Below are 23,826 nucleotides of genomic sequence, written 5' to 3' on the forward strand. Positions count from 1 at the left end.
TTTTGAACAAGGTTTGACTTGCTTCGCCGAAAGCGCTGCGCTAACCCTCGCCGCGTTGCAGCATAGGCCACCTAAAACGGTTCAGCGGTTAATCTGTCACGCTTCCGCATTGAGGTTGGTTGCTGTAATCAAAGTGGATTGACCGCCAACGGAAAGCCGCAGCATGAACGCACTTTTGAGTTCGTACCTGCCCATAGTCCTCTTCATCGGCGTGGCGCTGGTCGTCGGCCTGGCGCTGATCATTGCGCCGTTCCTGGTGGCCTACCGCAACCCCGATCCGGAAAAGCTCTCCGCCTATGAATGCGGCTTCAACTCCTTCGACGACGCCCGCATGAAGTTCGACATCCGCTTCTACCTGGTGTCGATCCTGTTCATCATCTTCGATCTGGAAGTGGCCTTCCTGTTTCCCTGGGCGGTGTCCTTCTCGAAGATCGGCATGCTCGGTTTCTGGTCGATGATGGTGTTTCTGGCGGTGCTGACCATCGGCTTTGCCTATGAATGGAAAAAAGGAGCGCTGGAATGGGATTGAACGACAGTTCCGGCACGCTCGTCGCACCGAAGCCCAAGGGCATCATCGACCCCAATACCGGTCGACCGGTCGGTTCCGACGACCCGTTCTTCCTCGAAATCAACAACGAGTTGGCCGACAAGGGTTTTCTCGTCACCTCGACCGAGGCGCTGATCACCTGGGCGCGCAGCGGCTCGCTGATGTTCATGACCTTCGGTCTGGCCTGCTGCGCCGTCGAGATGATCCATACCTCGATGCCGCGCTATGACTCGGAGCGGTTCGGTGTCGCGCCGCGCGCGTCGCCGCGCCAGTCCGACATCATGATCGTCGCCGGCACGCTGACCAATAAGATGGCGCCGGCGTTGCGCAAGGTCTACGACCAGATGCCGGAGCCGCGCTACGTCATCTCGATGGGCTCCTGCGCCAATGGCGGCGGCTACTACCACTATTCCTATTCGGTGGTGCGCGGTTGCGACCGCATCGTGCCGGTCGACATCTACGTGCCCGGCTGCCCGCCGAGCGCCGAAGCCCTGCTTTACGGCATTCTTCTGTTGCAGAAGAAGATCCGCCGCACCGGCACGATCGAACGGTGAACCCATGAGCCAGTCGTTGAACGAACTCTCGACCTATCTGGGCGAGAAGCTGATCGGCAGGGTCAACAACGCGGTGCTGGCCTATGGCGAGCTGACCGTCTCGGTCGAGCCAAGCGACCTGATCGAGGTGGCGACCTTCCTGCGCGACGATCAGCGCTGCCAGTTCATCTCGATCATCGACGTCTGCGGCGCCGACTATCCGTCGCGGCCGAAGCGCTTTGACGTCGTCTATCATCTGCTGTCGCCGAAGCAGAATGTGCGCATTCGGTTGAAAGTTCAGGCAGACGAGGAAACCATGGTGCCTTCGATCACCGGCGTGTTTCCCGGCGCCGACTGGTTCGAACGCGAGACCTACGATCTCTATGGCGTTTTGTTCTCGGGCCATCCCGACCTGCGCCGCATCCTGACCGACTATGGTTTCGAAGGTCACCCGCTGCGCAAGGATTTCCCGCTGACCGGCTTCGTCGAAGTGCGCTACGACGACGAGGCCAAGCGGGTCATCTACGAGCCGGTGGAATTGAAACAGGAATTCAGAAACTTCGATTTTCTCTCGCCGTGGGAAGGGACGGATTACGTCCTGCCGGGCGACGAAAAAGCCAAGACGAATTGAGGCGCCAGAATGGCTGAAACCTCCGTCCGCAATTTTAACATCAACTTTGGCCCTCAACACCCTGCAGCGCATGGTGTTTTGAGGTTGGTGCTTGAGTTGGACGGCGAAGTCGTCGATCGCGTCGATCCGCATATCGGGCTGTTGCATCGCGGCACGGAAAAGCTGATCGAGCACAAGACCTATCTGCAGGCGGTGCCTTACCTCGACCGGCTCGATTATTGCGCGCCGATGAACCAGGAGCATGCCTTCGCGCTTGCCGCTGAGCGCCTGCTCGGTATCGAGGTGCCGAAGCGCGGCCAGCTGATCCGGGTGCTCTATTCCGAAATCGGCCGCATCATGTCGCACATCCTCAATGTGACGACACAGGCGCTGGACGTCGGTGCGCTGACGCCGCCGCTGTGGGGCTTCGTCGAGCGCGAAAAGCTGATGGTGTTCTATGAGCGCGCCTCCGGCTCGCGCATGCATGCGGCCTATTTCCGCCCCGGCGGCGTGCATCAGGACCTGCCGCAGAAGCTGGTCGAGGACATCGGCAAGTGGATCGACCCGTTCCTGAAGTCGCTCGACGATCTCGATGCGCTGCTCACCGGCAACCGCATCTTCAAGCAGCGCAATGTCGATATCGGCACGGTGTCGCTGGCCGATGCCTGGGCCTGGGGTTTTTCCGGCGTCATGGTGCGCGGCTCGGGTGCGGCCTGGGACCTGCGCAAATCGCAGCCCTATGAATGCTATCCGGAGATGGATTTCGACATCCCGATCGGCAAGAACGGCGACTGTTTCGACCGCTACCTCGTGCGCATGGAAGAGATGCGCCAGTCGGCGAAGATCATGCGCCAGTGCGTCGATCTGCTGCTCGGCAAGGAAGGCACCGGTCCGGTGTCGAATCTCGACGGCAAGGTGGTGCCGCCGAAGCGCCAGGCGATGAAGCGCTCGATGGAAGCGCTGATCCATCACTTCAAGCTCTACACCGAGGGCTACCGCGTGCCGGCCGGCGAGGTTTACGCCGCTGTCGAAGCGCCGAAGGGCGAGTTCGGCGTCTATTTGGTCTCTGACGGCACCAACAAGCCCTACCGCTGCAAGCTGCGCGCGCCAGGCTTCGCGCATCTGCAAGCCATGGACTTCCTGTGCCGTGGCCACATGCTGGCCGACGTCACCGCCGTTCTCGGCTCCCTCGACATCGTGTTTGGTGAGGTCGATCGCTAAATGTCAGTCCGCCGTCTCGCAGAAGCCAGCGTCCAGCCAGCGTCCTTCGCCTTCAACCGGGCGAATGCGGCTGCGGCCAAGCAATGGATCAAGAAATATCCGAAGGGCCGCGAGCAGTCGGCGATCATCCCACTGCTGATGCTGGCGCAGGAGCAGGATGGCTGGGTGACGAAGGCGGCGATCGAGACGATCTCCGACATGCTGGGCATGCCCTATATCCGTGGCCTTGAAGTCGCGACCTTCTACACGCAGTACCAGCTCAATCCGGTCGGCACGCGCGCGCATATCCAGGTCTGCGGCACGACGCCCTGCATGCTGCGCGGCTCGGAAGCGCTGATGGATGTCTGCCGCTCGAAAATCCATCACGACCAGTTCCACACCAACGACAAGGGCACTTTGTCGTGGGAGGAGGTCGAATGCCTCGGCGCCTGCGTCAATGCGCCGATGGTGATGATCTTCAAGGATACGTTCGAGGATTTGACGCCTGAGCGGCTGGCCGAGATCATCGATCTTTACGGCGCCGGCAAGGGCGCCTCGGTGACGCCAGGGCCGCAGAACGGCCGCACCACCTCGGAGCCGATCACCGGCCTGACCACGCTGACCAGCGAAAAGGCGATCCTCAAGTCGACGCGCGACAAGGAAGCCAAGGCGGCGACAAAGGCCGCCCAGGCGGCGCCGGATGCGATCGTCGCGGCGCCCGTGCCGGCGCCGGCTGCCCCCGTCGCGCCATCGAATGCCGCCAAGCCGAAGACCGACGCACCCGAAACCAGCCCGGCGCTCAAGTCGCCGTCGGCCAAGAAGGTCGCACCCGCGGCGGAAAAGGCAGCGAGCGTCTCCGCCCCGCCGCATTCGGCCGCCAACGCCAACAAGGCTGCACCTGAAGTCGAAAAGGTTTCGAAACAGCGCAGCGGTCCGAAGACCAAGGCCGAGCCTCTTTCCGCCTTCAAGGCGCCGGAAGCCAAAGTGCCGGCGGCGAAGCCCGCTAAGCCTTCGCTCGACGACAAGAACCGTCCGGCCGGCATCGCCAAGCCTGCGCTGGTCGACGATCTCAAGCTGATTTCCGGTGTCGGGCCGAAGATCGAGGGCACCCTGCACGAGTTGGGCATCTTCACCTTCGCGCAGGTCGCGTCCTGGAAGAAGGCCGAGCGCGATTGGGTGGACGGCTATCTGAGTTTCCACGGCCGCATCGAGCGCGACGACTGGGTCAAGCAGGCCAAGGCGCTCGCCAAGGGCGGGGTCGACGAATACATCCGCGTCTTCGGCAAGAAGCCGGTCTGAGGGACGAACAATGCTTCAGGACAAGGACCGCATCTTCAACAACATCTACGGCCGCTTCGACAAGTCGCTGGCCGGCGCGATTTCGCGCGGCGCCTGGGACAACACGCCCGGCATCATCGCCAAGGGGCGCGATTGGATCGTCAACGAGATGAAGGCGTCGGGCCTGCGCGGACGCGGCGGCGCCGGCTTCCCGACCGGCCTGAAATGGTCGTTCATGCCCAAGCAGAGCGACGGCCGGCCGAGCTACCTCGTCGTCAATGCCGACGAATCCGAACCCGGCACCTGCAAGGACCGCGACATTCTGCGCCACGACCCGCACACGCTGGTCGAGGGCTGCCTGATCGCCGGCTTTGCCATGGGCGCGATCGCCGCCTACATCTATGTGCGCGGCGAGTTCATCCGCGAGCGCGAGGCGCTGCAGCGCGCCATCGACGAGGCCTATGAGGCCAAGCTGATCGGCAAGAACAACATTTCCGGCTACGATTTCGACATCTACATGCATCACGGCGCCGGCGCCTATATCTGCGGCGAGGAGACGGCGCTGCTCGAAAGCCTCGAGGGCAAGAAGGGCCAGCCCCGGTTGAAGCCGCCATTCCCGGCCAATGTCGGCCTCTATGGCTGCCCGACGACGGTCAACAATGTCGAGTCCATCGCGGTTGCGCCGACCATTTTGCGCCGCGGTGCGGCCTGGTTCTCGTCCTTCGGCCGGCCCAACAATGTCGGCACCAAGCTGTTCTGCATCTCCGGCCACGTCAACAATCCGTGCACCGTCGAAGAGGCGATGTCGATCCCGTTCCGCGAGCTGATCGAGACGCATTGCGGCGGCATCCGCGGCGGCTGGGACAATCTGCTTGCGGTCATTCCGGGTGGCGCTTCGGTGCCGCTGGTGCCGGCCGAGCAGATCATCGACACGCCGATGGATTTCGATGCGCTACGCGACCTGAAATCGGGCCTCGGCACCGCGGCTGTCATCGTCATGGACAAATCGACCGATATCGTGAAGGCGATCGCCAGGCTCTCCTACTTCTACAAACACGAGAGCTGCGGCCAGTGCACGCCGTGCCGCGAAGGCACCGGCTGGATGTGGCGGGTGATGGAACGGCTGGTGCGCGGCGAGGCGCAGAAGCGCGAGATCGACATGCTGCTCGACGTCACCAAGCAGGTCGAGGGCCACACGATCTGCGCGCTGGGCGATGCGGCGGCATGGCCGATCCAGGGCCTGATGCGGCATTTCCGCGGCGAGGTGGAGCGGCGCATCGACGAGTTTTCGCGCAACGCACACCGGGCGGAGCCGGTGATGGTGGCCGCGGAATAGAAATTGAAATACGGGCGAAAGCCCGAGACGAGGATACCGGGCGGGGCATACGAAGAATCGACCAGGAGACGACCGATGGCGCCGTATTCGATACCCTACCCAATGATGCCCGACATGGACCAGTTCGAGAAGATGAACCAGGACTTGACCAGGATGATGCCGAAGGAGATGGCAAGTGCCGTCAACCTATTCGCTCATCCGGTCGCAAGTGCCGCCGCGATGTCGGCGCTCGGCTTCGGCCTTGCCAACCACGCTTTCGGCGTCTGGATGGGCGCGCTCTCCGGCGCGGCCGAGGCTTCGCAGCGGCTGTTCCACCCGATCGTCGATGATTTCGAGGCAAGAAGCGAACAGTTTGCGGACGCCGCCGAAAGCGCATCCAAGGCACGCAAGGCGACGAAGACGCTGATTGCCGAGGCGCAGACCTTCGCCAGGGATGTGACCGACATTGCCGCCAACACCGTCGAGAAGGCGCAGGACACTGCCGGCGCCGATACGGAATCGGGCAATGCGGCGACCGGGCTGATGCCTGAGGACTTCAGGCAACCCAAGCCCATGGAGCGGCCGGCGAAACCGTCCGATCTCAAGGCGATATCGGGCATCGGGCCGAAGCTGGAGAAGGTTCTCAACGGCCTCGGCATCTGGACCCATGCACAAGTCGCGGCCTGGACGCCGGAAGAGATCGCCTGGGTCGAGGATTATCTGTCGTTGGCGGGCCGCATCGGCCGTGACGACTGGACCCGCCAGGCGGCGGCACTTGTGCTGGCCGCCAAGGCCAAGAGGCAGGGGTAGGGCATGGAGGTCCACGACAAGCGTGACGTTCTCGATGTTCGCAATGCCATCGTCGCCAATTCGAGCTTCGATGACGTGAACATGTCGAACACGCAGTTCCACAACGTCAATTTGTCGGCGGCCAGGATCCAGCGCACCAACCTGACCAACGCCAAGGTGGAAGACGCAAATCTCGCGAATACGTTTTTCACCAATGTGAACATGAGCAACGTGAAGATAGAAAACGCAGAAGTCGCCGGCATGATGATCAATGGCATCAGCCTTGGCGACCTCATCCAGGCATATGAGACGGCGAAGACCGCCGGGGGCAATTGATGGCAAAGCTCAAGGTCGACGGGAAAGAGATCACTGTACCCGACCACTACACGCTGCTGCAGGCGGCCGAGGATGCGGGCGCGGAAGTGCCGCGCTTCTGCTTCCATGAGCGGCTGTCGATCGCCGGCAATTGCCGCATGTGCCTGATCGAGGTGAAGGGCGGGCCGCCCAAGCCGCAGGCGTCCTGCGCCATGGGCGTGCGCGACCTGCGCCCGGGCCCGAACGGCGAGGCGCCGGAAATCTTCACCAACACGCCGATGGTCAAGAAGGCCCGCGAAGGCGTGATGGAGTTCCTGCTGATCAACCATCCGCTCGACTGCCCGATCTGCGACCAGGGCGGCGAGTGCGACCTGCAGGACCAGGCGATGGCCTTCGGCGTCGATTCCTCGCGCTATCACGAGAACAAGCGCGCCGTCGAAGACAAGTATATCGGACCGCTGGTCAAGACGGTGATGAACCGCTGCATCCATTGCACGCGCTGCGTCCGCTTCACCACCGAGGTCGCCGGCATTTCCGAGCTTGGGCTGATCGGCCGCGGCGAGGATGCCGAGATCACCACCTATCTCGAAAGCGCGATGACCTCGGAATTGCAAGGCAATGTCATCGATCTTTGCCCGGTCGGCGCGCTGACCTCGAAGCCCTTTGCCTTCCAGGCGCGGCCGTGGGAACTGACCAAGACCGAATCCATCGACGTCATGGATGCCGTCGGTTCGGCGATCCGCGTCGACAGCCGCGGCCGCGAAGTGATGCGCATCCTGCCGCGCGTCAACGAGGCGGTGAACGAGGAATGGATTTCCGACAAGACCCGCTTCATCTGGGACGGCCTGCGCACGCAGCGCCTCGACCGCCCCTATGTGCGCAAGAACGGCAAGCTGGCGCCGGCAAGCTGGGCGGAAGCCTTCGCCGCGATCAAGGAGCAGGTGTCGAAGACGGCGCCGGAGAAGATCGGCGCCATTGCCGGCGATCTCGCCGCCGTCGAGGAGATCTACGCGCTCAAGCTTTTGATGGCCGCGCTCGGCTCGAAGAATACCGACTGCCGCCAGGATGGTGCAGCCCTCGATCCGTCGCTCGGACGTGCCAGCTACATCTTCAACCCGACCATTGAGGGCATCGAGCAGGCCGACGCGGTGCTGATCATCGGCGCCAACCCGCGCTTCGAGGCCTCGGTGCTCAATGCTCGCATCCGCAAGCGCTGGCGGATCGGCAATCTGCCGGTCGGCGTCATCGGCGAGGTCGGCGACACGCGCTATGAGTATGAGCAACTGGGTGCCGGACCGGATTCCCTGAAGGACCTGGCCGACGGCAATGGCAAGTTCTCCGAGGTGCTGAAGAAGGCGACGCATCCGCTGATCATTGTCGGGCAGGGCGCTCTGGCGCGCGCCGATGGTGCGGCCGTTCTCGGCCAGGCGGCGAAGCTGGCAGCGTCGGTCAATGCGGCCAGGGCCGACTGGAACGGCTTTGCCGTGCTGCATAACGCGGCTGGCCGCGTCGGCGGCCTCGATCTCGGCTTCGTGCCGGGCGAGGGCGGCAAGAACGTCGCCGGTATGCTTGGCGGGACGGATCTCCTGTTCCTGCTTGGCGCCGACGAGATCGACATGGGCAAGACCGGTGGCGCCTTCGTCGTCTATATCGGCACCCATGGCGACCATGGCGCACATCGCGCCAATGTCATCCTGCCGGCTGCCGCCTACACCGAAAAGTCGGGCACTTACGTCAACACCGAAGGCCGGGTGCAGCAGACCAACCGCGCCGGCTTCGCGCCGGGCGATGCGCGCGAAGACTGGGCGATCCTGCGGGCGCTGTCCGATGTTCTGGGCAAGAAACTGCCCTTCGATTCCCTGCCGCAACTGCGCGCCAAGCTCTACGGCGAATACCCGCATCTTGCCCGCATCGACCAGGTCGAGGCCGGCAATGCCGACGACATCGCCAAGGTGGCGAAGCTCGGCGGGCGGCTGAACAAGGGCAGCTTCACTTCGCCGGTGACGGATTTCTACCTGACCAACCCGATCGCGCGGGCCTCAGCCGTGATGGCGGAATGCTCGGCGCTGGCCAAGAGCGGCTTCAAGCAGGCGGCGGAATAAGCATGGACACGTTCTTCTCCATCTATGTACTGCCGGCGCTGATCATCCTGCTGAAATCGGTCGTGCTGATCGTCGTGCTGCTGATCGCGGTCGCTTATCTGCTTTATGCCGACCGCAAGATCTGGGCTGCGGTGCAGCTGCGGCGCGGCCCGAACGTCGTCGGCCCCTGGGGCACGCTGCAGGCCTTCGCCGACCTGCTGAAATTCGTGTTCAAGGAACCGGTGATCCCGTCTGGCGCCAACAAGGGCGTGTTCCTTTTGGCGCCGCTGGTGTCGGCGGTGCTGGCGATCTCGGCCTGGGCCGTCATCCCGGTCAATGAGGGCTGGGCGATCGCCAACGTCAATGTCGGCATCCTCTATGTCTTCGCCATCTCCTCGCTCGAGGTCTATGGCGTGATCATGGGCGGCTGGGCGTCGAATTCGAAATATCCGTTCCTCGGCGCGCTGCGCTCGGCGGCGCAGATGGTGTCCTACGAAGTCTCGATCGGCTTCGTCATCGTCACCGTGCTGCTCTGCGTCGGCTCGCTCAATCTGTCGGACATCGTGCTGTCGCAGCAGGACGGGCTGGGCACGCGGGTTGGCCTGCCCAACACTTTCCTCGACTGGCACTGGCTGTCGCTGTTTCCGATGTTCGTCGTCTTCTTCATCTCGGCGCTGGCCGAGACGAACCGCCCGCCCTTCGACCTCGTCGAGGCCGAATCGGAACTGGTCGCCGGCCACATGGTCGAATATTCCTCGACGCCGTTCCTGCTGTTCTTCCTCGGCGAGTATGTCGCCGTCGTGCTGATGTGCGCCTTGGCCACCATCCTGTTCCTCGGCGGCTGGCTGCCGCCCTTTGACTTCGCGCCCTTCACCTGGGTGCCGGGGCTGATCTGGTTCGTGCTCAAGGTCTGCCTGATGTTCTTCATGTTCTCCATGGTGAAGGCCTTCGTGCCGCGCTACCGCTACGACCAGTTGATGCGGCTGGGCTGGAAGGTCTTCTTGCCGATCTCGCTGGCGATGGTGGTGATTGTCGCTGCCTTCCTCAAGATCACGGGGTTTGCGTGATGTCCGCTTTTTCCCAGGCTGCAAAATCGCTGCTGCTGCAGGACTTCGTCAGCGCTTTCTTCCTGTCGATGCGCCAGTTCTTCGCACCGAAGGAGACGATCAACTATCCGCACGAGAAGGGGCCGATCAGCCCGCGCTTCCGCGGCGAGCACGCGCTGCGCCGCTATCCGAACGGCGAGGAACGCTGCATCGCCTGCAAGCTGTGCGAGGCGATCTGCCCGGCGCAGGCGATCACCATCGAGGCCGGGCCGCGCCGCAATGACGGCACGCGCCGCACCGTGCGCTACGACATCGACATGGTGAAGTGCATCTATTGCGGCTTCTGCCAGGAAGCCTGCCCGGTCGACGCCATCGTCGAGGGGCCGAATTTCGAGTTCGCGACGGAAACGCGCGAGGAGCTCTATTACGACAAGGACAGGCTGCTGGCGAATGGCGATCGCTGGGAGCGCGAGCTGGCGCGCAACATCGCGCTGGACTCGCCCTACCGCTGACATTTGACGCATGGACGAGGCGAGGGGCCTCGTCTAAGGACAACGCAACTTGCCGACCGGAGGCGGTGGCAAAACTCGAACAGGACGAACGTCCTGTTTCGGACAGGAACCCGGGGGTACCCATGCTGAGTGGACTAGAGGCGGCCTTTTTCTACCTCTTCGCCTTTGTCGCCGTGGCATCGGCGTTCATGGTCATTTCATCGCGCAACCCCGTGCATTCGGTGCTGTTCCTGATCCTGACCTTCTTCAATGCCGCCGGCCTGTTCATGCTGACCGGGGCCGAGTTCCTGGCGATGATCCTGCTCGTCGTCTATGTCGGCGCCGTCATGGTGCTGTTCCTGTTCGTCGTCATGATGCTCGATGTCGACTTTGCCGAGATGAAGGAAGGCGCGCTGCAATATGCGCCGATCGGTGCGCTGGTCGGGCTGATCCTGGCGGCGGAACTGATCGTCGTGCTCGGCGGCTACACGTTCGCGCCGCAACTGGCGGCGACGGTGTCAAAGCCCATTCCCGACCTCGCCACGCGCTCGAACACGGCGGCACTCGGCGACATCCTCTACACGGACTACCTCTACTACTTCCAGATTGCCGGCCTCGTGCTGCTGGTCGCCATGATCGGCGCCATCGTCTTGACGCTGCGCCACAAGCCGGGCGTCAAGCGGCAGTCGATCGCCGCCCAGGTCGGCCGCACGCCGGCGACCGGAATGGAAATCCGCAAGGTCAAATCGGGCGAGGGCATCTGAGATGGTCGTCGGCATCGCACATTTCCTCACCGTATCGGCGATCCTGTTCACGCTCGGCGTGTTCGGCATCTTCCTCAACCGCCGCAACATCATCGTCATCCTGATGTCGATCGAGCTGATCCTGCTTGCGGTCAACATCAATTTCGTCGCCTTCTCGGCGGCGCTCGGCGATCTCGTGGGCCAGGTGTTCGCGCTGTTCGTGCTGACGGTCGCTGCCGCCGAAGCGGCCATCGGTCTTGCCATTCTTGTCGTCTTCTTCCGCAACCGCGGCTCGATCGCGGTCGAAGACGTGAACACGATGAAGGGTTGACGGAAACCACCATGTACCAGGCCATCGTCTTCCTTCCGCTGCTCGGCTTCCTGATTGTCGGCCTGTTCGGCAATTCGCTCGGCGCCAAGGCCTCCGAATACATCACCTCCGGCTTCCTGGTGATCTCGGCGGTGCTGTCGTGGGTTGCCTTCTTCTCGGTCGGCTTCGGCGAGGGCGAGGTGTTCACCGTGCCGGTGCTGCGCTGGATCCAGTCGGGCGGGCTCGACGCCGCATGGGCGCTGAGGATCGACACGCTGACGGTGGTGATGCTGGTCGTCGTCAACACGGTGTCGGCGCTGGTCCACATCTACTCGATCGGCTACATGCACCACGACCCGAACCGGCCGCGCTTCTTCGCCTATCTGTCGCTGTTCACCTTCGCCATGCTGATGCTGGTGACGGCCGACAATCTGGTGCAGATGTTCTTCGGCTGGGAAGGCGTGGGTCTCGCGTCCTATCTGCTGATCGGCTTCTGGTACAAAAAGCCGTCGGCCAACGCCGCGGCGATCAAGGCCTTCGTCGTCAACCGCGTCGGCGATTTCGGCTTTGCGCTCGGCATCTTCGGCGTCTTCGTGCTGTTCGGCTCGGTCAACCTCGGAACCATCTTCGCCAATGCGGCGACATTCATTCCGGCCGAGGGCGCCGAGCACGGTGCGGCCGTGCTCACCTTCCTCGGCTATGCGCTCGACAAGCACTCGGCGATGACCGTGGTCTGCCTGCTCCTGTTCATGGGCGCCATGGGCAAGTCGGCGCAGGTGCCGCTGCACACCTGGCTGCCGGACGCCATGGAAGGCCCGACACCGGTCTCAGCACTCATCCATGCCGCGACGATGGTGACCGCCGGCGTGTTCATGCTGGCGAGGCTGTCGCCGCTGTTCGAGCTGTCGCACACGGCGCTGACGGTGGTGACCTTCATCGGCGCCTTCACCGCCTTCTTCGCGGCGACGGTCGGCCTCGTCCAGAACGACATCAAGCGCGTCATCGCCTATTCGACCTGCTCGCAGCTCGGCTACATGTTCGTGGCGCTCGGCGTCGGCGCCTATGGCGCGGCGATCTTCCACCTGTTCACGCATGCCTTCTTCAAGGCGCTGCTGTTCCTCGGCTCGGGCTCGGTCATCCATGCCGTCTCCGACGAACAGGACATGCGCAAGATGGGCGGCTTGAGGACGCTCATTCCGAAGACCTACTGGATGATGGTGATCGGCACGCTGGCGCTGACCGGCGTCGGCATTCCGGTGACCGTCATCGGCACCGCCGGCTTCTTCTCCAAGGACGCCATCATCGAAAGCGCCTTTGCCGGCCACAACATGTTTGCCCCCACCGCTTTCGTCCTGCTGGTCATCGCCGCCTGCTTCACCTCCTTCTATTCCTGGCGGCTGATCTTCATGACCTTCCATGGCGAGCCGCGCGCCAGCCATGAGGTGATGCACCATGTCCATGAATCGCCGCCGGTGATGCTGGTGCCGCTGTTCATTCTGGCGGCGGGCGCGCTGTTTGCCGGTATCATCTTCCATGGCGCCTTCATCGGCGAGGGCTATGCAGAGTTCTGGAAGGCGTCGCTGTTCACGCTGCCTGACAACCACATCCTGCACGATATCCACGAACTGCCGCTGTGGGTCGAACTGGCGCCGTTCTTCGCCATGCTGATCGGCTTTGGCGTTGCCTGGAAGTTCTATATCCGCTCGCCGGAATTGCCCCGGAGCGTCGCCGCCAACCATCGCCTGCTCTACGCCTTCCTGCTCAACAAGTGGTATTTCGATGAGCTCTACGACGTGCTGTTCGTGCGGCCGGCAAAGGCTCTCGGCAGATTCCTTTGGAAGACCGGCGACGGCACGATCATCGACGGTCTCGGGCCTGACGGTGTTTCGGCGCGCGTCGTCGACGTCACCAACCGCGTCGTCAAGCTGCAGACCGGCTACCTCTATCACTATGCCTTCGCCATGCTGATCGGCGTTGCCGCACTCGTCACCTGGATGATGCTCTGATGACCGCCGTGCCAATCCTCTCGCTGGTCACCTTCCTGCCGCTGGTGGGTGTGCTGCTCATCCTGTTCATCAACGATGACAGCGAAAATGCACGCCGCAACATCCGCGCCATCGCGCTGTGGACGACGAGCATCACCTTCATCGTCTCGCTGTTCATCTGGACCGGCTTCGACAATTCGCAAGCCGGCTTCCAGTTCGTCGAGAAATTCGCCTGGCTGGATTCCGGCATCTCCTACCATCTGGGCGTCGACGGCATCTCGATGCTGTTCGTCATCCTGACCACCTTCCTGATGCCGCTCTGCATCCTGGCGTCGTGGGAATCGATCGAGAAGCGCGTCAAGGCCTATATGATCGCCTTCCTGCTCTTGGAAACGCTGATGATCGGCGTGTTCTGTGCGCTCGACATCGTGCTGTTCTACGTCTTCTTCGAGGCCGGCCTGATCCCGATGTTCATCATCATCGGCGTGTGGGGCGGCAAGCGGCGCGTCTATGCCTCGTTCAAGTTCTTCCTCTATACGCTGGCCGGCTCGGTGCTGATGCTGCTCGCCATCATGGCGATGTTCTTCCAGTCGGGCACCACCGACATCCCGACGCTCTTGACGCATAATTTCCCGGCCAGCATGCAGACCTGGCTATGGCTCGCCTTCTTCGCCTCCTTCGCGGTGAAGATGCCGATGTGGCCGGTGCACACCTGGCTGCCCGACGCGCATGTCGAGGCGCCGACGGCGGGCTCGGTCATCCTGGCCGCCATCCTCCTGAAGATGGGCGGGTACGGCTTCCTGCGCTTCTCCCTGCCGATGTTCCCGCTGGCGTCCGAAATGTTCGCGCCGCTGGTGTTCACGCTGTCGGTCGTCGCCATCATCTACACCTCGCTGGTGGCGCTGATGCAGGAGGACATGAAGAAGCTGATTGCCTATTCCTCGGTCGCCCATATGGGCTTCGTCACCATGGGCATCTTTGCCATGAACCAGGAAGGCGTGCAGGGCGCGATCTTCCAGATGCTGTCGCACGGCCTCGTCTCCGGAGCGCTGTTCCTGTGCGTCGGCGTCATCTACGACCGCATGCACACGCGCGACATCGACGCCTATGGCGGCTTGGTCAACAACATGCCGAAATATGCCACCGTGTTCATGGTCTTCACCATGGCCAATGTCGGCCTGCCCGGCACCAGCGGCTTCGTCGGCGAGTTCCTGACCATGCTTGGCGTGTTCCGGGTCAACACATGGGTGGCGTTCTTCGCCGCCACCGGCGTCGTCCTGTCGGCCGCCTACGCGCTCTGGCTCTATCGCCGGGTGATCTTCGGTGCGCTGACCAAGGAAAGCCTGAAGGGCCTGCTGGACCTGTCGCCACGGGAGAAGGCGATCATCTACCCGCTGGTCGTGCTGGTCATCTTCTTCGGCGTCTATCCCGCACCGGTCTTCGACGCGACGGCCGAATCGGTCAAGGCGCTCGTCACCAATGTCACTGCATCCATCGGCTCCGCGCAGACCGCGGCGGCGAATTAACCCAAGGGTTTTGCGAACCATGACGCCGGACCTTCTCTCCAGCCTTTCGCTCTCGACGCCGGAGCTGATCCTCGCCGTCGGCGCGCTGGCGCTCTTGATGGTGGGCGCCTATTCGCGCTCCGACAGCACCAAAACGGTGACTGGCCTTGCCGTTGCCATCCTGGTAATTGCCGGACTATGGCTCGTCACGTCCAGCGGGCAGGGTACCGCCTATGGCAGCGCCTTCGTCCAGGATCCGTTCGCGCGCTTCATGAAGATGCTGTCGCTGATCGGTTCGGCGGTGACGCTGGTCATGTCGATGCGCTTCGCCAAGCAAGAGCATTTCGACAAATTCGAATATCCGGTGCTGATCCTGCTCTGCACGCTCGGCATGATGCTGATGATCTCGGCCAACGGCATGATCGGGCTCTATCTCGGCCTCGAATTGCAATCGCTGGCGATCTACGTGCTGGCGGCGATCAATCGCGACAATCTGCGCTCGACCGAGGCCGGCCTGAAGTATTTCGTCCTCGGCGCGCTGTCGTCGGGCATGCTGCTTTACGGTATCAGCCTCGTCTACGGCTACACCGGCAATACCGGCTTCCAGGAGATCGCCACCGCGCTCGGCAGCGGCGAGCGCCAGCTTGGCCTCGTCTTCGGTCTGGTCTTCGTGCTGGCCGGCCTTGCCTTCAAGATCTCGGCGGTGCCGTTCCATATGTGGACGCCCGACGTCTATGAGGGCGCGCCGACCCCGGTGACGGCCTTCCTGGCGGCGGCGCCGAAGATGGCGGCGATGGCGCTGATCGTGCGCGTCACCATGGGCGCCTTCAAGCCGATCGCTTCCGACTGGCAGCAGATCATCGTCTTCATCTCGATCGCCTCGATGGCGCTCGGTGCCTTCGCGGCGATCGGCCAGACCAACATCAAGCGGCTGATGGCCTACTCCTCGATCGGCCATATGGGCTACGCGCTGGTCGGCCTTGCCGCCAACAGCCAGGCCGGGGTGCGCGGCGTCGCCATCTACATGCTGATCTACCTGGTGATGACGCTCGGCACCTTCGCCTTCATCCTCGCCATGCGGCGCAAGGAAGGCAATGTCGAACAGATCGGCGACCTCGCCGGCCTGTCGTCGACCAACCCGGTCATGGCGACGATCCTCACCATCCTGATGTTCTCGCTGGCCGGCATTCCGCCGCTCGCCGGCTTCTGGGGGAAGTGGTACGTCTTCCTCGCCGCCATCAACGCCAACCTCTATGCGCTGGCGATCATCGGCGTGCTGGCCTCGGTGGTGGGTGCCTACTATTACCTGCGCATCATCAAGATCATGTGGTTCGACGAGCCGGTCGGCGGCTTCGTGCCGATGGCGAGCGAACTGCGCCTCGTGCTCGGCGTCTCCGGCGCCTTCGTGCTGTTCTATGTGCTGATCGGCGGGCCGATCGGCACCTATGCCGAAGCCGCCGCCAAGACATTCTTCTGACGGGATGGCATTTCGGCTGGCTCCAACCGCAGCGTCGGAAGGCTTCCGGCTCGAGGCCCATGAGGCGGTCGGCTCGACCAATGCGCTGGCGCTTGCCCATGCGCGAGCGGGCGATCCGGGAAAGCTCTGGGTCGTCTCCAGGAAACAGGAAAGCGGGCGGGGTCGGCGCGGCCGCGTCTGGGCAACGCCCGAAGGCAATCTGGCGGCGACGCTGCTCGTCGTCACCGGCGGCGAGCTTCGGCTTGCCGCGACGCTCGGCTTCGTCGCCGGACTGGCGCTGGCCGACGCGCTCGACGCCGTCGTGCCGCAAGGCAGGATCGCCATCGGGCTCGATGGCGGGAGCCAGGGGAAGAACCGCTTCGAGCTGAAATGGCCGAACGACGTGCTCGCTTCCGGCGCCAAGCTTGCCGGCATCCTGCTGGAATCGGCGATCCTCGAAGGCGGCCGCTTCGCGGTGGCGGTCGGCATCGGCGTCAATGTGGTGGCATACCCCGAGGATTTGCCTTATCCCGCGACATCGCTCAGAACATTGGGGGCGTCCTGCGATGCCGAGACCTTGTTCCTGGCGCTGTCGGATGCCTGGAGCGAGAACGCCCGGCTGTGGAGCGAAGGGCGCGGACTGTCGGCGATCCGGCAGCGCTGGCTGGCGCGCGCGGCGGGCTTGGGCAGCCAGGTTGCTGTCAGAATTGACGGTAGTGTGGTGCGCGGGACGTTCGAGACCATTGACGAGGACTGTCGTTTCGTGATCCGCGACGATGAGGGGACAGTTGTGACGATCGCCGCCGGCGACGTGCATTTCGGTGCCGTTGCGTCGGCAGCGGTTTGACCGGCCAGGAAGGGAATATCATGGCGAAAGCGGAAAACGCCGAACTCGTCTTCGTGCCGCTTGGCGGCGTCGGCGAGATCGGCATGAACTTCGCCCTCTACGGCTACGGGCCGGCCAATGCGCGCGAGTGGATCGTCGTCGATGTCGGCGTCACTTTCCCCGATGCCGCGCATCCGGGCGTCGACCTGATCCTGCCCGATACGCGCTTCATCGAGGAGAACCTCGACAGCCTGCGCGGCATCGTCATCACCCATGCGCATGAAGACCATTACGGCGCGCTGCTCGACCTGTGGCCGAAGCTGAAGGCTCCGGTGTGGATGACGCCGTTCAGCGCCGGCCTGCTGGAAGCCAAGCGGCAAGGCGAGCAGGGCGCGCCGAAGATTCCGCTGACGATCTACCGGGCGGGCGAGACATTCACCGTAGGTCCGTTCGAGATCGAGGCCATTCCGGTCGCTCACTCCATCCCCGAACCGATGTCGCTGGCGATCACCACGCCGGCCGGCACCGTCATCCACACCGGCGACTGGAAGATCGATCCGGAGCCGACCATCGGGCCGAAGACCGACGAGGCACGCTTTCGCGCCTATGGCGACAAGGGCGTGCTGGCGCTGATCTGCGATTCCACCAATGCGCTGCGGGAAGGCGAATCGCCCTCGGAAGTGGCTGTCGGCGAAGGCCTCAAGGGCGTCATCCAGGGCGCCAAGGGCCGCGTCGCGGTCACCACCTTTTCCTCCAATGTCGGGCGCATCGTCTCCATCGCCAAAGCGGCGCGCGATGCCGGCCGCCAGTGCCTGGTTCTCGGCCGCTCGCTGAAGCGCGTCATCGATGTCGCAGGCGAACTCGGCTACATGGACGGGCTGCCGGAATTCATCGCCGAGGAAGATTACGGTTTCATCCCGCGCGAGAACCTGGTCATCATCTGCACCGGCAGCCAGGGCGAGCCGCTGGCCGCACTGGCCAAGCTGTCGCGCGACGAGATGAAATCGGTGTCGCTGACGGCGGGCGACACGGTGGTGTTTTCCTCGCGCACCATTCCCGGCAACGAGAAGGCGATCCTCGAGATCAAGAACCGCCTCATCGACCTCGGGATGAAGATCATCGAGGACGGCGACGCGCTGGTGCATGTCTCGGGCCACCCGCGCCGCAGCGAATTGCGCAAGATGTATGAATGGGTGCGGCCGCAGATCGGCGTGCCGGTGCATGGCGAAGCGGCGCATCTGGTGGCGCAGGGATCGCTGATGTCGATGTCCGGCATCGGCCAGGTGGCGCAGGTGCGCGACGGCGATATGCTGAGGCTCTATCCCGGTGCCGCCACGATCGTCGACCAGGTGCCGTTCGGCCGCATCTACAAGGACGGCCGCCTGATCGGCTCCGACCAGGCGATGGGCATTCGCGACCGGCGCAAGCTCTCCTTTGCCGGCCATGTCGCGGTCAATGTCGTGCTCGACGACAAGTATGAGCTGGCAGGCGATCCCGATCTGGTTGCCATCGGCGTCGCCGAAGCCGACGCCAGCGGCGAAACGCTGGAAGACCTGATGCTCGACGCGGCAGTCGGCGCGGTGGACTCCATCCCCCACCAGCGCCGAAAGGACCTCGACCTCGTGCAGGAGGCGGTGCGCCGTGCCGTGCGCGGTGCCGCCAACGAAGCCTGGGGCAAGAAGCCGTTGGTGACGGTGTTTGTGACGAGATGAGTGAGTAGTGAATAGTGAATAGTGAATAGTGAATAGTGAATAGTGAATAGTGGGTTGCGTCATTCACTGCCTGGCGCCAGCCGTGCCATTCACCATTCACCATTCACTACTGACTACTGACTACTGCCTACTGCCTTGGAGCCTTGCATGCTTGGACGCCTGAACCATGTCGCGCTTGCCGTGCCGGATCTGGCCGCGGCGACGGCGGCCTATCGCGATACGCTCGGCGCTCAGGTGAGCGCGCCGCAGGCGCTGCCGGAGCATGGCGTGACGGTGGTGTTCGTCGATGTCGGCAACACCAAGATCGAATTGCTGGAGCCGCTGGGCGCGGGCTCGCCAATCGCGGCGTTCCTGGAGAAGAACCCGTCGGGCGGCATGCATCATGTGTGCTATGAGGTGGACGACATCCTGGCGGCGCGCGACAGTTTGCAGGCCAGCGGCGCGCGCGTGCTTGGCGACGGCAACCCAAAAACCGGCGCGCATGGCAAGCCGGTGCTGTTCCTGCATCCCAAGGACTTTTTCGGCACGCTGGTCGAATTGGAGCAATCATGAGCTGGGTTTCATTCACTGCCCTGTTCTTCGCCACCTGGTGGGTGGTTCTGTTCGCCGTGCTGCCGTTCAGCGTGAAGACGCAGGACGACGACCATGATGTGACGCTAGGTACGGTTTCGAGCGCGCCGCGCGGGCCGCATATGCTGCGCGCCGTGATCAGAACGACGATCGCCACCGCGGTGCTGATGGGTATTTTCTACGGCCTGACGAGAGGGTTGGGGCTCAGCCTCGACGAAGTTCCGCACATCATCCCGGAAGCTGCGCAGACGCCGTCACAATAGGCCTTGGGCGACAGTTTCATGACAGGCGGGTCGGGCATCGAGCCCGGCCAAAGGCAACCGCCCGGGATTGTGAGCCGGCGCACTGACGCTACGTCATGCGATTTGAGAGCTGTTTGCGCTAAGCAGATGTTTGCACAAAAAAAATGCAAGGCACGAGGCCTTGCAATTTAAACGCGTCCGATCTGTTTCCGGTGTCCGGCGGCAGCGAGTAACCGCGCCTAGATCGCATCCTCCCAAGACTTTGACCGCGTAGGAGAGCAGATTTTTCTCTGCCCTCTCGGTTATCGGGGCACACTAGCCTAAGCCAGATGAAAATGTCACGAAGAATTTTGCCCGGAAACAGGCAATATCGTGCTGCACTGCACAATAGTGCGGCAGGCCTTGCTTGTAAATCGATCAACGCAGCCGGCGCAACATTGCCGCGGCCTGGAGCGCCGCGCATCTTTAGCCGCGCCAAGGGCGCTCCAACGCTTTCCATCTCCGCATCGCGGTTCCGAACCGCAAGGCCAGAGCGGTAAAAAAATCGATTCCCGATTGCGGGCCGAGGCGGCAGGTCGGGTTTCCATTCCGTCATGAAATAGCTATGAAGCCGGGGCAAGCAGCCTGCGTTGCGCCGATTCCGGCGCGGCCATCCTCTCTCACGGACCAGTCCATGCGTTTGTCGCGCTATTTCCTGCCTATTCTCAAAGAAAATCCGCGCGAGGCCGAGATCGTCTCGCACCGGCTGATGCTGCGCGCCGGCATGATCCGCCAGCAGGGGCAAGGCAGCTTTTCATGGCTGCCGCTCGGCAAGCGGGTGCTGGACAAGGTTTGCCGGATCATCCGCGAGGAACAGGACCGGGCAGGGGCGCTGGAAATCCTGATGCCGACCATCCAGTCGGCGGAGCTGTGGCGCGAAAGCGGCCGCTACGACGACTACGGCAAGGAGATGCTGCGCATCAAGGACCGGCAGGAGCGCGACATGCTCTACGGCCCGACCAATGAGGAGATGGTCACCGAGATCTTTCGCGCCTATGTCAAGTCCTACAAGGACCTGCCGCTCAACCTCTACCACATCCAGTGGAAGTTCCGCGACGAGGTGCGGCCGCGCTTCGGCGTCATGCGGTCGCGCGAGTTCCTGATGAAGGACGCCTATTCCTTCGACCTCAACTATGAGGGCGCCAAGGCGGCCTATAACCGTATGTTCGTGTCCTATCTCCGGACCTTCACGCGCATGGGCCTGCAGGCCATCCCGATGCGCGCCGACACCGGCCCGATCGGCGGCGATCTCAGCCATGAATTCATCATCCTGGCCGATACCGGCGAGAGCCAGGTCTACTGCCATCGCGACTATCTTTCGCTGGATGTGCCGGGCGCGAACACCGACTTTTCGAACGACGTCGAGATCGCCGACATCGTCAAGACGTGGACGACGCCCTACGCCGCCACCGACGAGATGCATGACGAGGCGGCCTGGGAGAAGGTCGGCGACGGCGACAGGCTCTCGGCGCGCGGCATCGAGGTCGGCCATATCTTCCATTTCGGCGACAAATATTCGAAGCCGATGGGCGCCAAGGTGACCGGGCCCGACGGCAAGGATCATTTCGCTTCCGGCGGCTCCTATGGCATCGGGCCCTCGCGCCTGGTCGCGGCGATCATCGAAGCCAGCCATGACGACAACGGCATCATCTGGCCGGAAGCGGTGGCGCCGTTCGATATCGGCCTCATCAACATGAAGGTTGGTGACGCCGATTGCGACCGCCTCAGCGGCGAACTCTATGCAGCGCTCACCGCTGCCGGCAAGGACGTGCTCTACGACGACACCGACCAGCGGCCGGGCGGCAAGTTCGCCACCGCCGACCTGATCGGCCTGCCGTGGCAGGTGATCGTCGGACCGCGCGGCGTGGCCGCCGGCGAGGTCGAGATCAAGAACCGCAGGACCGGCGAGCGCGAGACGCTGCCAATCGCCGAGGCGAGAAAGCGCTTGGGTATTGCCGCATGAGCGAAACGGCTGCAGCCAAGGCCCCGGCCGCCGGCGCCTTTTCGGTGTTCGAGCGCATGGTGGCGTGGCGCTATCTGCGCTCACGGCGCAAGGAGACGGTGATCTCGGTCATCGCCTCTATCTCTTTCCTCGGCATTATGCTGGGCGTCGCGACGCTGATCGTCGTCATGGCCGTGATGAACGGGTTCAGGGCCGAACTGTTGACGCGCATCCTTGGCGTCAACGGCCATCTGATCGTGCAGCCGCTGGACTCACCGCTTGAGGACTATGCGCAAGTCGCCGGCCGCATCAACGGCGTGCCCGGCATCAAATACGCCATTCCGCTGATCGACGGGCAGGTTCTGGCGCAAGGCAATGTCGGCGGCGGCACCGGGGCGCTGGTGCGCGGCATACGCGGTGACGATCTGGGCAAGATCTCGATCGTGGCAGGCAACATCAAGCAGGGCACGCTTGACGGCTTCGACGGCGGCGAGGGCGTGGCCATCGGCAAGCGCATGGCCGAGAACCTCGGCCTTGTGCTCGGCGACACCATCACGCTGATCTCGCCCGACGGCGATGTGACGCCGCTCGGCACGACACCGCGCATGAAGGGCTACAAGATCGCGGCGATCTTCGAAGTCGGCATGTCGGAATATGACAGCTCCATTGTCTACATGCCGTTTTCCGAAGCGCAGCTCTATTTCAACTTGGACGGACGGGCGCAGACGATCGAGATCTATGTCGACAATCCCGATGATGTCGATGCACTGAAGCCGCTGGTCGAGCAGGCGGCGCAGCGGCCGATCGACATCGTCGACTGGCGGCAGCGCAACGAGACCTTCTTCTCGGCGCTCCAGGTCGAGCGCAACGTCATGTTCATGATCCTGACGCTGATCGTGCTGGTGGCGGCGCTCAATATCATTTCGGGCCTGATCATGCTGGTGAAGGACAAGGGTCACGACATCGCCATCCTGCGCACCATGGGGGCCTCGCGCGGCGCCATATTGCGCATCTTCCTGATGACGGGGGCGGCGATCGGTGTCACCGGCACCATTGCCGGCGTGCTGCTCGGCATCGTCATCTGCACCAACATCGAATCGATCCGCCAGTTCTTCTCCTGGATGACCGGCAGGATCCTGTTCAATCCCGAACTCTATTTCCTCAGCCAGCTGCCGGCGAAGATGGATCTGCGCGAGACGACCTATGTTGTCATCATGGCGCTCGTGCTCTCCTTCCTGGCAACGGTGTTTCCGGCATGGCGGGCAGCACGGCTCGATCCGGTCGAAGCCTTGAGGTACGAATGAAGGCCGAGACCCTTATCGAGCTGAAGAGCGTCGAGCGGCACTATGTCCAGGGACCGCGCAAGCTCACCATCCTCAATGGCGCCGATTTTTCGCTGAAGCGCGGCGAGATGGTGGCGCTGGTTGCGCCTTCAGGCACCGGCAAGTCGACATTGCTGCACACGGCGGGGCTGCTGGAGCGGCCCGACGCCGGCGACGTGATCCTTGCCGGGCGCGCCTGCGGCCGGCTTTCCGACGAGGAGCGCACGGCCATCCGTCGCAACGATGTCGGCTTCGTCTATCAGTTCCATCATTTGCTGCCGGAGTTTTCCGCCCTGGAGAACATCATGATGCCGCAGCTGATCAAGGGGCTGTCGCGCAAGGAGGCCGCCGAGCGGGCGGCGCAGCTGCTCGACTACATGCAGATCGGCAAGCGCGCGCATCACCGCCCGTCGGAGCTCTCCGGCGGCGAACAGCAGCGCGTCGCCATCGCGCGCGCCGTCGCCAATGCGCCGCTGGTGCTTCTGGCCGACGAGCCGACCGGCAACCTCGACCCGGTCACCGCTTCCTATGTGTTCGAGGCGCTGGAAGCGCTGGTCCGGCAATCGGGCCTGGCGGCGCTGATCGCCACCCACAACCACCAGCTGGCATCGCGCATGGACCGGCGGGTGACGCTGGCCGAGGGCAAGGTCGTCCCGCTTTAGGGTGCATTGATATTCAGGTGAGGCCGGCCTGCGAAAGGCGGGCTTCTGCGGCTCCGGTGTACTTCAAGTACGCTCGGTTCCGGTTCTCGGAACCCACCATCCTCGGCTCAGCCTGACCTGAATCTCAACGCACCCTGGCTCATCGCCAAGGCGGGTGGTCCGCAGTCCGGGCAGGAACTGGCACCCCGTCAACCTTTCCTTAACCGTGCCGATCTGATCGCCGGAGATTCCGTCGCTGGCCCGGATTTCGGCCGTTGACATTCGAACAAAAATAGAACAAAATACGAACATACTAACAACTGGAGAG

The 23,826-nt window shown here is 63.2% G+C and carries 23 protein-coding genes; all 23 read left to right on the forward strand.

What is annotated here, in order from left to right:
- Positions 1 to 163: 163 nt before the first annotated feature.
- The 23 genes from DH08_RS20005 to DH08_RS20115 all read left to right on the forward strand — a co-directional run bounded on the left by DH08_RS20005 (position 164) and on the right by DH08_RS20115 (position 23,519).
- On the forward strand, positions 164 to 529 hold the full coding sequence (locus tag DH08_RS20005) for an NADH-quinone oxidoreductase subunit A (RefSeq protein WP_006203254.1): 366 nt from the start codon (positions 164 to 166) through the stop codon (positions 527 to 529).
- Positions 520 to 1,101, forward strand: coding sequence for a NuoB/complex I 20 kDa subunit family protein (locus DH08_RS20010; protein WP_006203252.1), 582 nt, complete (start codon positions 520 to 522; stop codon positions 1,099 to 1,101). The genes DH08_RS20005 and DH08_RS20010 overlap by 10 nt, the downstream gene beginning before the upstream one ends.
- Positions 1,102 to 1,105: 4 nt before the next feature.
- Positions 1,106 to 1,711, forward strand: coding sequence for an NADH-quinone oxidoreductase subunit C (locus tag DH08_RS20015; RefSeq protein WP_192180958.1), 606 nt, complete (start codon positions 1,106 to 1,108; stop codon positions 1,709 to 1,711).
- A 9-nt stretch (positions 1,712 to 1,720) separates the two neighbouring features.
- Positions 1,721 to 2,911: an NADH-quinone oxidoreductase subunit D gene (locus tag DH08_RS20020; RefSeq protein WP_192180959.1), complete on the forward strand. Its 1,191-nt coding sequence runs from the start codon at positions 1,721 to 1,723 to the stop codon at positions 2,909 to 2,911.
- Positions 2,912 to 4,189 carry an NADH-quinone oxidoreductase subunit E gene (locus DH08_RS20025; RefSeq protein ID WP_192180960.1) on the forward strand — a complete coding sequence of 426 codons (1,278 nt, stop codon included), beginning with the start codon at positions 2,912 to 2,914 and terminating at the stop codon, positions 4,187 to 4,189.
- Positions 4,190 to 4,199: 10 nt separating this feature from the next.
- Positions 4,200 to 5,504: an NADH-quinone oxidoreductase subunit NuoF gene (gene nuoF, locus DH08_RS20030; protein ID WP_192180961.1), complete on the forward strand. Its 1,305-nt coding sequence runs from the start codon at positions 4,200 to 4,202 to the stop codon at positions 5,502 to 5,504.
- Between the two features lie 75 nt (positions 5,505 to 5,579).
- Positions 5,580 to 6,293 (forward strand): NADH-quinone oxidoreductase subunit E, encoded by a 714-nt coding sequence (locus tag DH08_RS20035; protein ID WP_192180962.1) that lies wholly within the window; start codon positions 5,580 to 5,582, stop codon positions 6,291 to 6,293.
- 3 nt (positions 6,294 to 6,296) lie between these two features.
- Positions 6,297 to 6,608: a pentapeptide repeat-containing protein gene (locus tag DH08_RS20040; RefSeq protein WP_192180963.1), complete on the forward strand. Its 312-nt coding sequence runs from the start codon at positions 6,297 to 6,299 to the stop codon at positions 6,606 to 6,608.
- Positions 6,608 to 8,689: an NADH-quinone oxidoreductase subunit NuoG gene (nuoG, locus tag DH08_RS20045; protein WP_192180964.1), complete on the forward strand. Its 2,082-nt coding sequence runs from the start codon at positions 6,608 to 6,610 to the stop codon at positions 8,687 to 8,689. Before DH08_RS20040 ends, nuoG begins: the two co-directional genes overlap by 1 nt.
- A gap of 2 nt (positions 8,690 to 8,691) precedes the next feature.
- A complete protein-coding gene (nuoH, locus tag DH08_RS20050) occupies positions 8,692 to 9,735 on the forward strand; it encodes an NADH-quinone oxidoreductase subunit NuoH (protein WP_192180965.1) in 1,044 nt (347 codons plus the stop codon).
- Positions 9,735 to 10,226 (forward strand): NADH-quinone oxidoreductase subunit NuoI, encoded by a 492-nt coding sequence (nuoI, locus tag DH08_RS20055; RefSeq protein WP_192180966.1) that lies wholly within the window; start codon positions 9,735 to 9,737, stop codon positions 10,224 to 10,226. The genes nuoH and nuoI overlap by 1 nt, the downstream gene beginning before the upstream one ends.
- A 122-nt stretch (positions 10,227 to 10,348) precedes the next feature.
- Entirely contained in the window at positions 10,349 to 10,969 is a 621-nt protein-coding gene (locus DH08_RS20060) for an NADH-quinone oxidoreductase subunit J (RefSeq protein ID WP_192180967.1), read from the forward strand.
- Position 10,970: 1 nt separating this feature from the next.
- Entirely contained in the window at positions 10,971 to 11,279 is a 309-nt protein-coding gene (gene nuoK, locus DH08_RS20065; protein WP_192180968.1) for an NADH-quinone oxidoreductase subunit NuoK, read from the forward strand.
- 11 nt (positions 11,280 to 11,290) lie between these two features.
- Positions 11,291 to 13,264, forward strand: coding sequence for an NADH-quinone oxidoreductase subunit L (gene nuoL, locus DH08_RS20070; protein WP_192180969.1), 1,974 nt, complete (start codon positions 11,291 to 11,293; stop codon positions 13,262 to 13,264).
- On the forward strand, positions 13,264 to 14,769 hold the full coding sequence (locus tag DH08_RS20075) for an NADH-quinone oxidoreductase subunit M (RefSeq protein WP_006203235.1): 1,506 nt from the start codon (positions 13,264 to 13,266) through the stop codon (positions 14,767 to 14,769). Before nuoL ends, DH08_RS20075 begins: the two co-directional genes overlap by 1 nt.
- 19 nt (positions 14,770 to 14,788) lie before the next feature.
- Positions 14,789 to 16,225, forward strand: a complete 1,437-nt coding sequence (gene nuoN / locus DH08_RS20080; RefSeq protein WP_192180970.1) for an NADH-quinone oxidoreductase subunit NuoN — start codon at positions 14,789 to 14,791, stop codon at positions 16,223 to 16,225.
- A 4-nt stretch (positions 16,226 to 16,229) separates the two neighbouring features.
- A complete protein-coding gene (locus DH08_RS20085; RefSeq protein WP_192180971.1) occupies positions 16,230 to 17,051 on the forward strand; it encodes a biotin--[acetyl-CoA-carboxylase] ligase in 822 nt (273 codons plus the stop codon).
- Positions 17,052 to 17,071: 20 nt separating this feature from the next.
- Positions 17,072 to 18,742 carry a ribonuclease J gene (locus DH08_RS20090; protein ID WP_192180972.1) on the forward strand — a complete coding sequence of 557 codons (1,671 nt, stop codon included), beginning with the start codon at positions 17,072 to 17,074 and terminating at the stop codon, positions 18,740 to 18,742.
- 147 nt (positions 18,743 to 18,889) lie between these two features.
- Positions 18,890 to 19,294 (forward strand): methylmalonyl-CoA epimerase, encoded by a 405-nt coding sequence (gene mce, locus DH08_RS20095; RefSeq protein WP_192180973.1) that lies wholly within the window; start codon positions 18,890 to 18,892, stop codon positions 19,292 to 19,294.
- Positions 19,291 to 19,575: a DUF1467 family protein gene (locus DH08_RS20100; protein WP_192180974.1), complete on the forward strand. Its 285-nt coding sequence runs from the start codon at positions 19,291 to 19,293 to the stop codon at positions 19,573 to 19,575. The genes mce and DH08_RS20100 overlap by 4 nt, the downstream gene beginning before the upstream one ends.
- Positions 19,576 to 20,227: 652 nt before the next feature.
- The gene (gene proS, locus DH08_RS20105) at positions 20,228 to 21,556 is read left to right on the forward strand and encodes a proline--tRNA ligase (RefSeq protein ID WP_192180975.1); all 1,329 of its coding nucleotides are present in this window, start codon (positions 20,228 to 20,230) and stop codon (positions 21,554 to 21,556) included.
- Complete coding sequence (locus tag DH08_RS20110; RefSeq protein ID WP_192180976.1) at positions 21,553 to 22,839, forward strand: lipoprotein-releasing ABC transporter permease subunit; 1,287 nt, start codon at positions 21,553 to 21,555, stop codon at positions 22,837 to 22,839. The genes proS and DH08_RS20110 overlap by 4 nt, the downstream gene beginning before the upstream one ends.
- The gene (locus DH08_RS20115) at positions 22,836 to 23,519 is read left to right on the forward strand and encodes an ABC transporter ATP-binding protein (RefSeq protein WP_192180977.1); all 684 of its coding nucleotides are present in this window, start codon (positions 22,836 to 22,838) and stop codon (positions 23,517 to 23,519) included. The genes DH08_RS20110 and DH08_RS20115 overlap by 4 nt, the downstream gene beginning before the upstream one ends.
- Positions 23,520 to 23,826: the final 307 nt, after the last annotated feature.

Origin of the sequence: Mesorhizobium amorphae (assembly GCF_014843845.1) — a bacterium.
Taxonomy (GTDB): Bacteria; Pseudomonadota; Alphaproteobacteria; order Rhizobiales; family Rhizobiaceae; genus Mesorhizobium; species Mesorhizobium amorphae_A.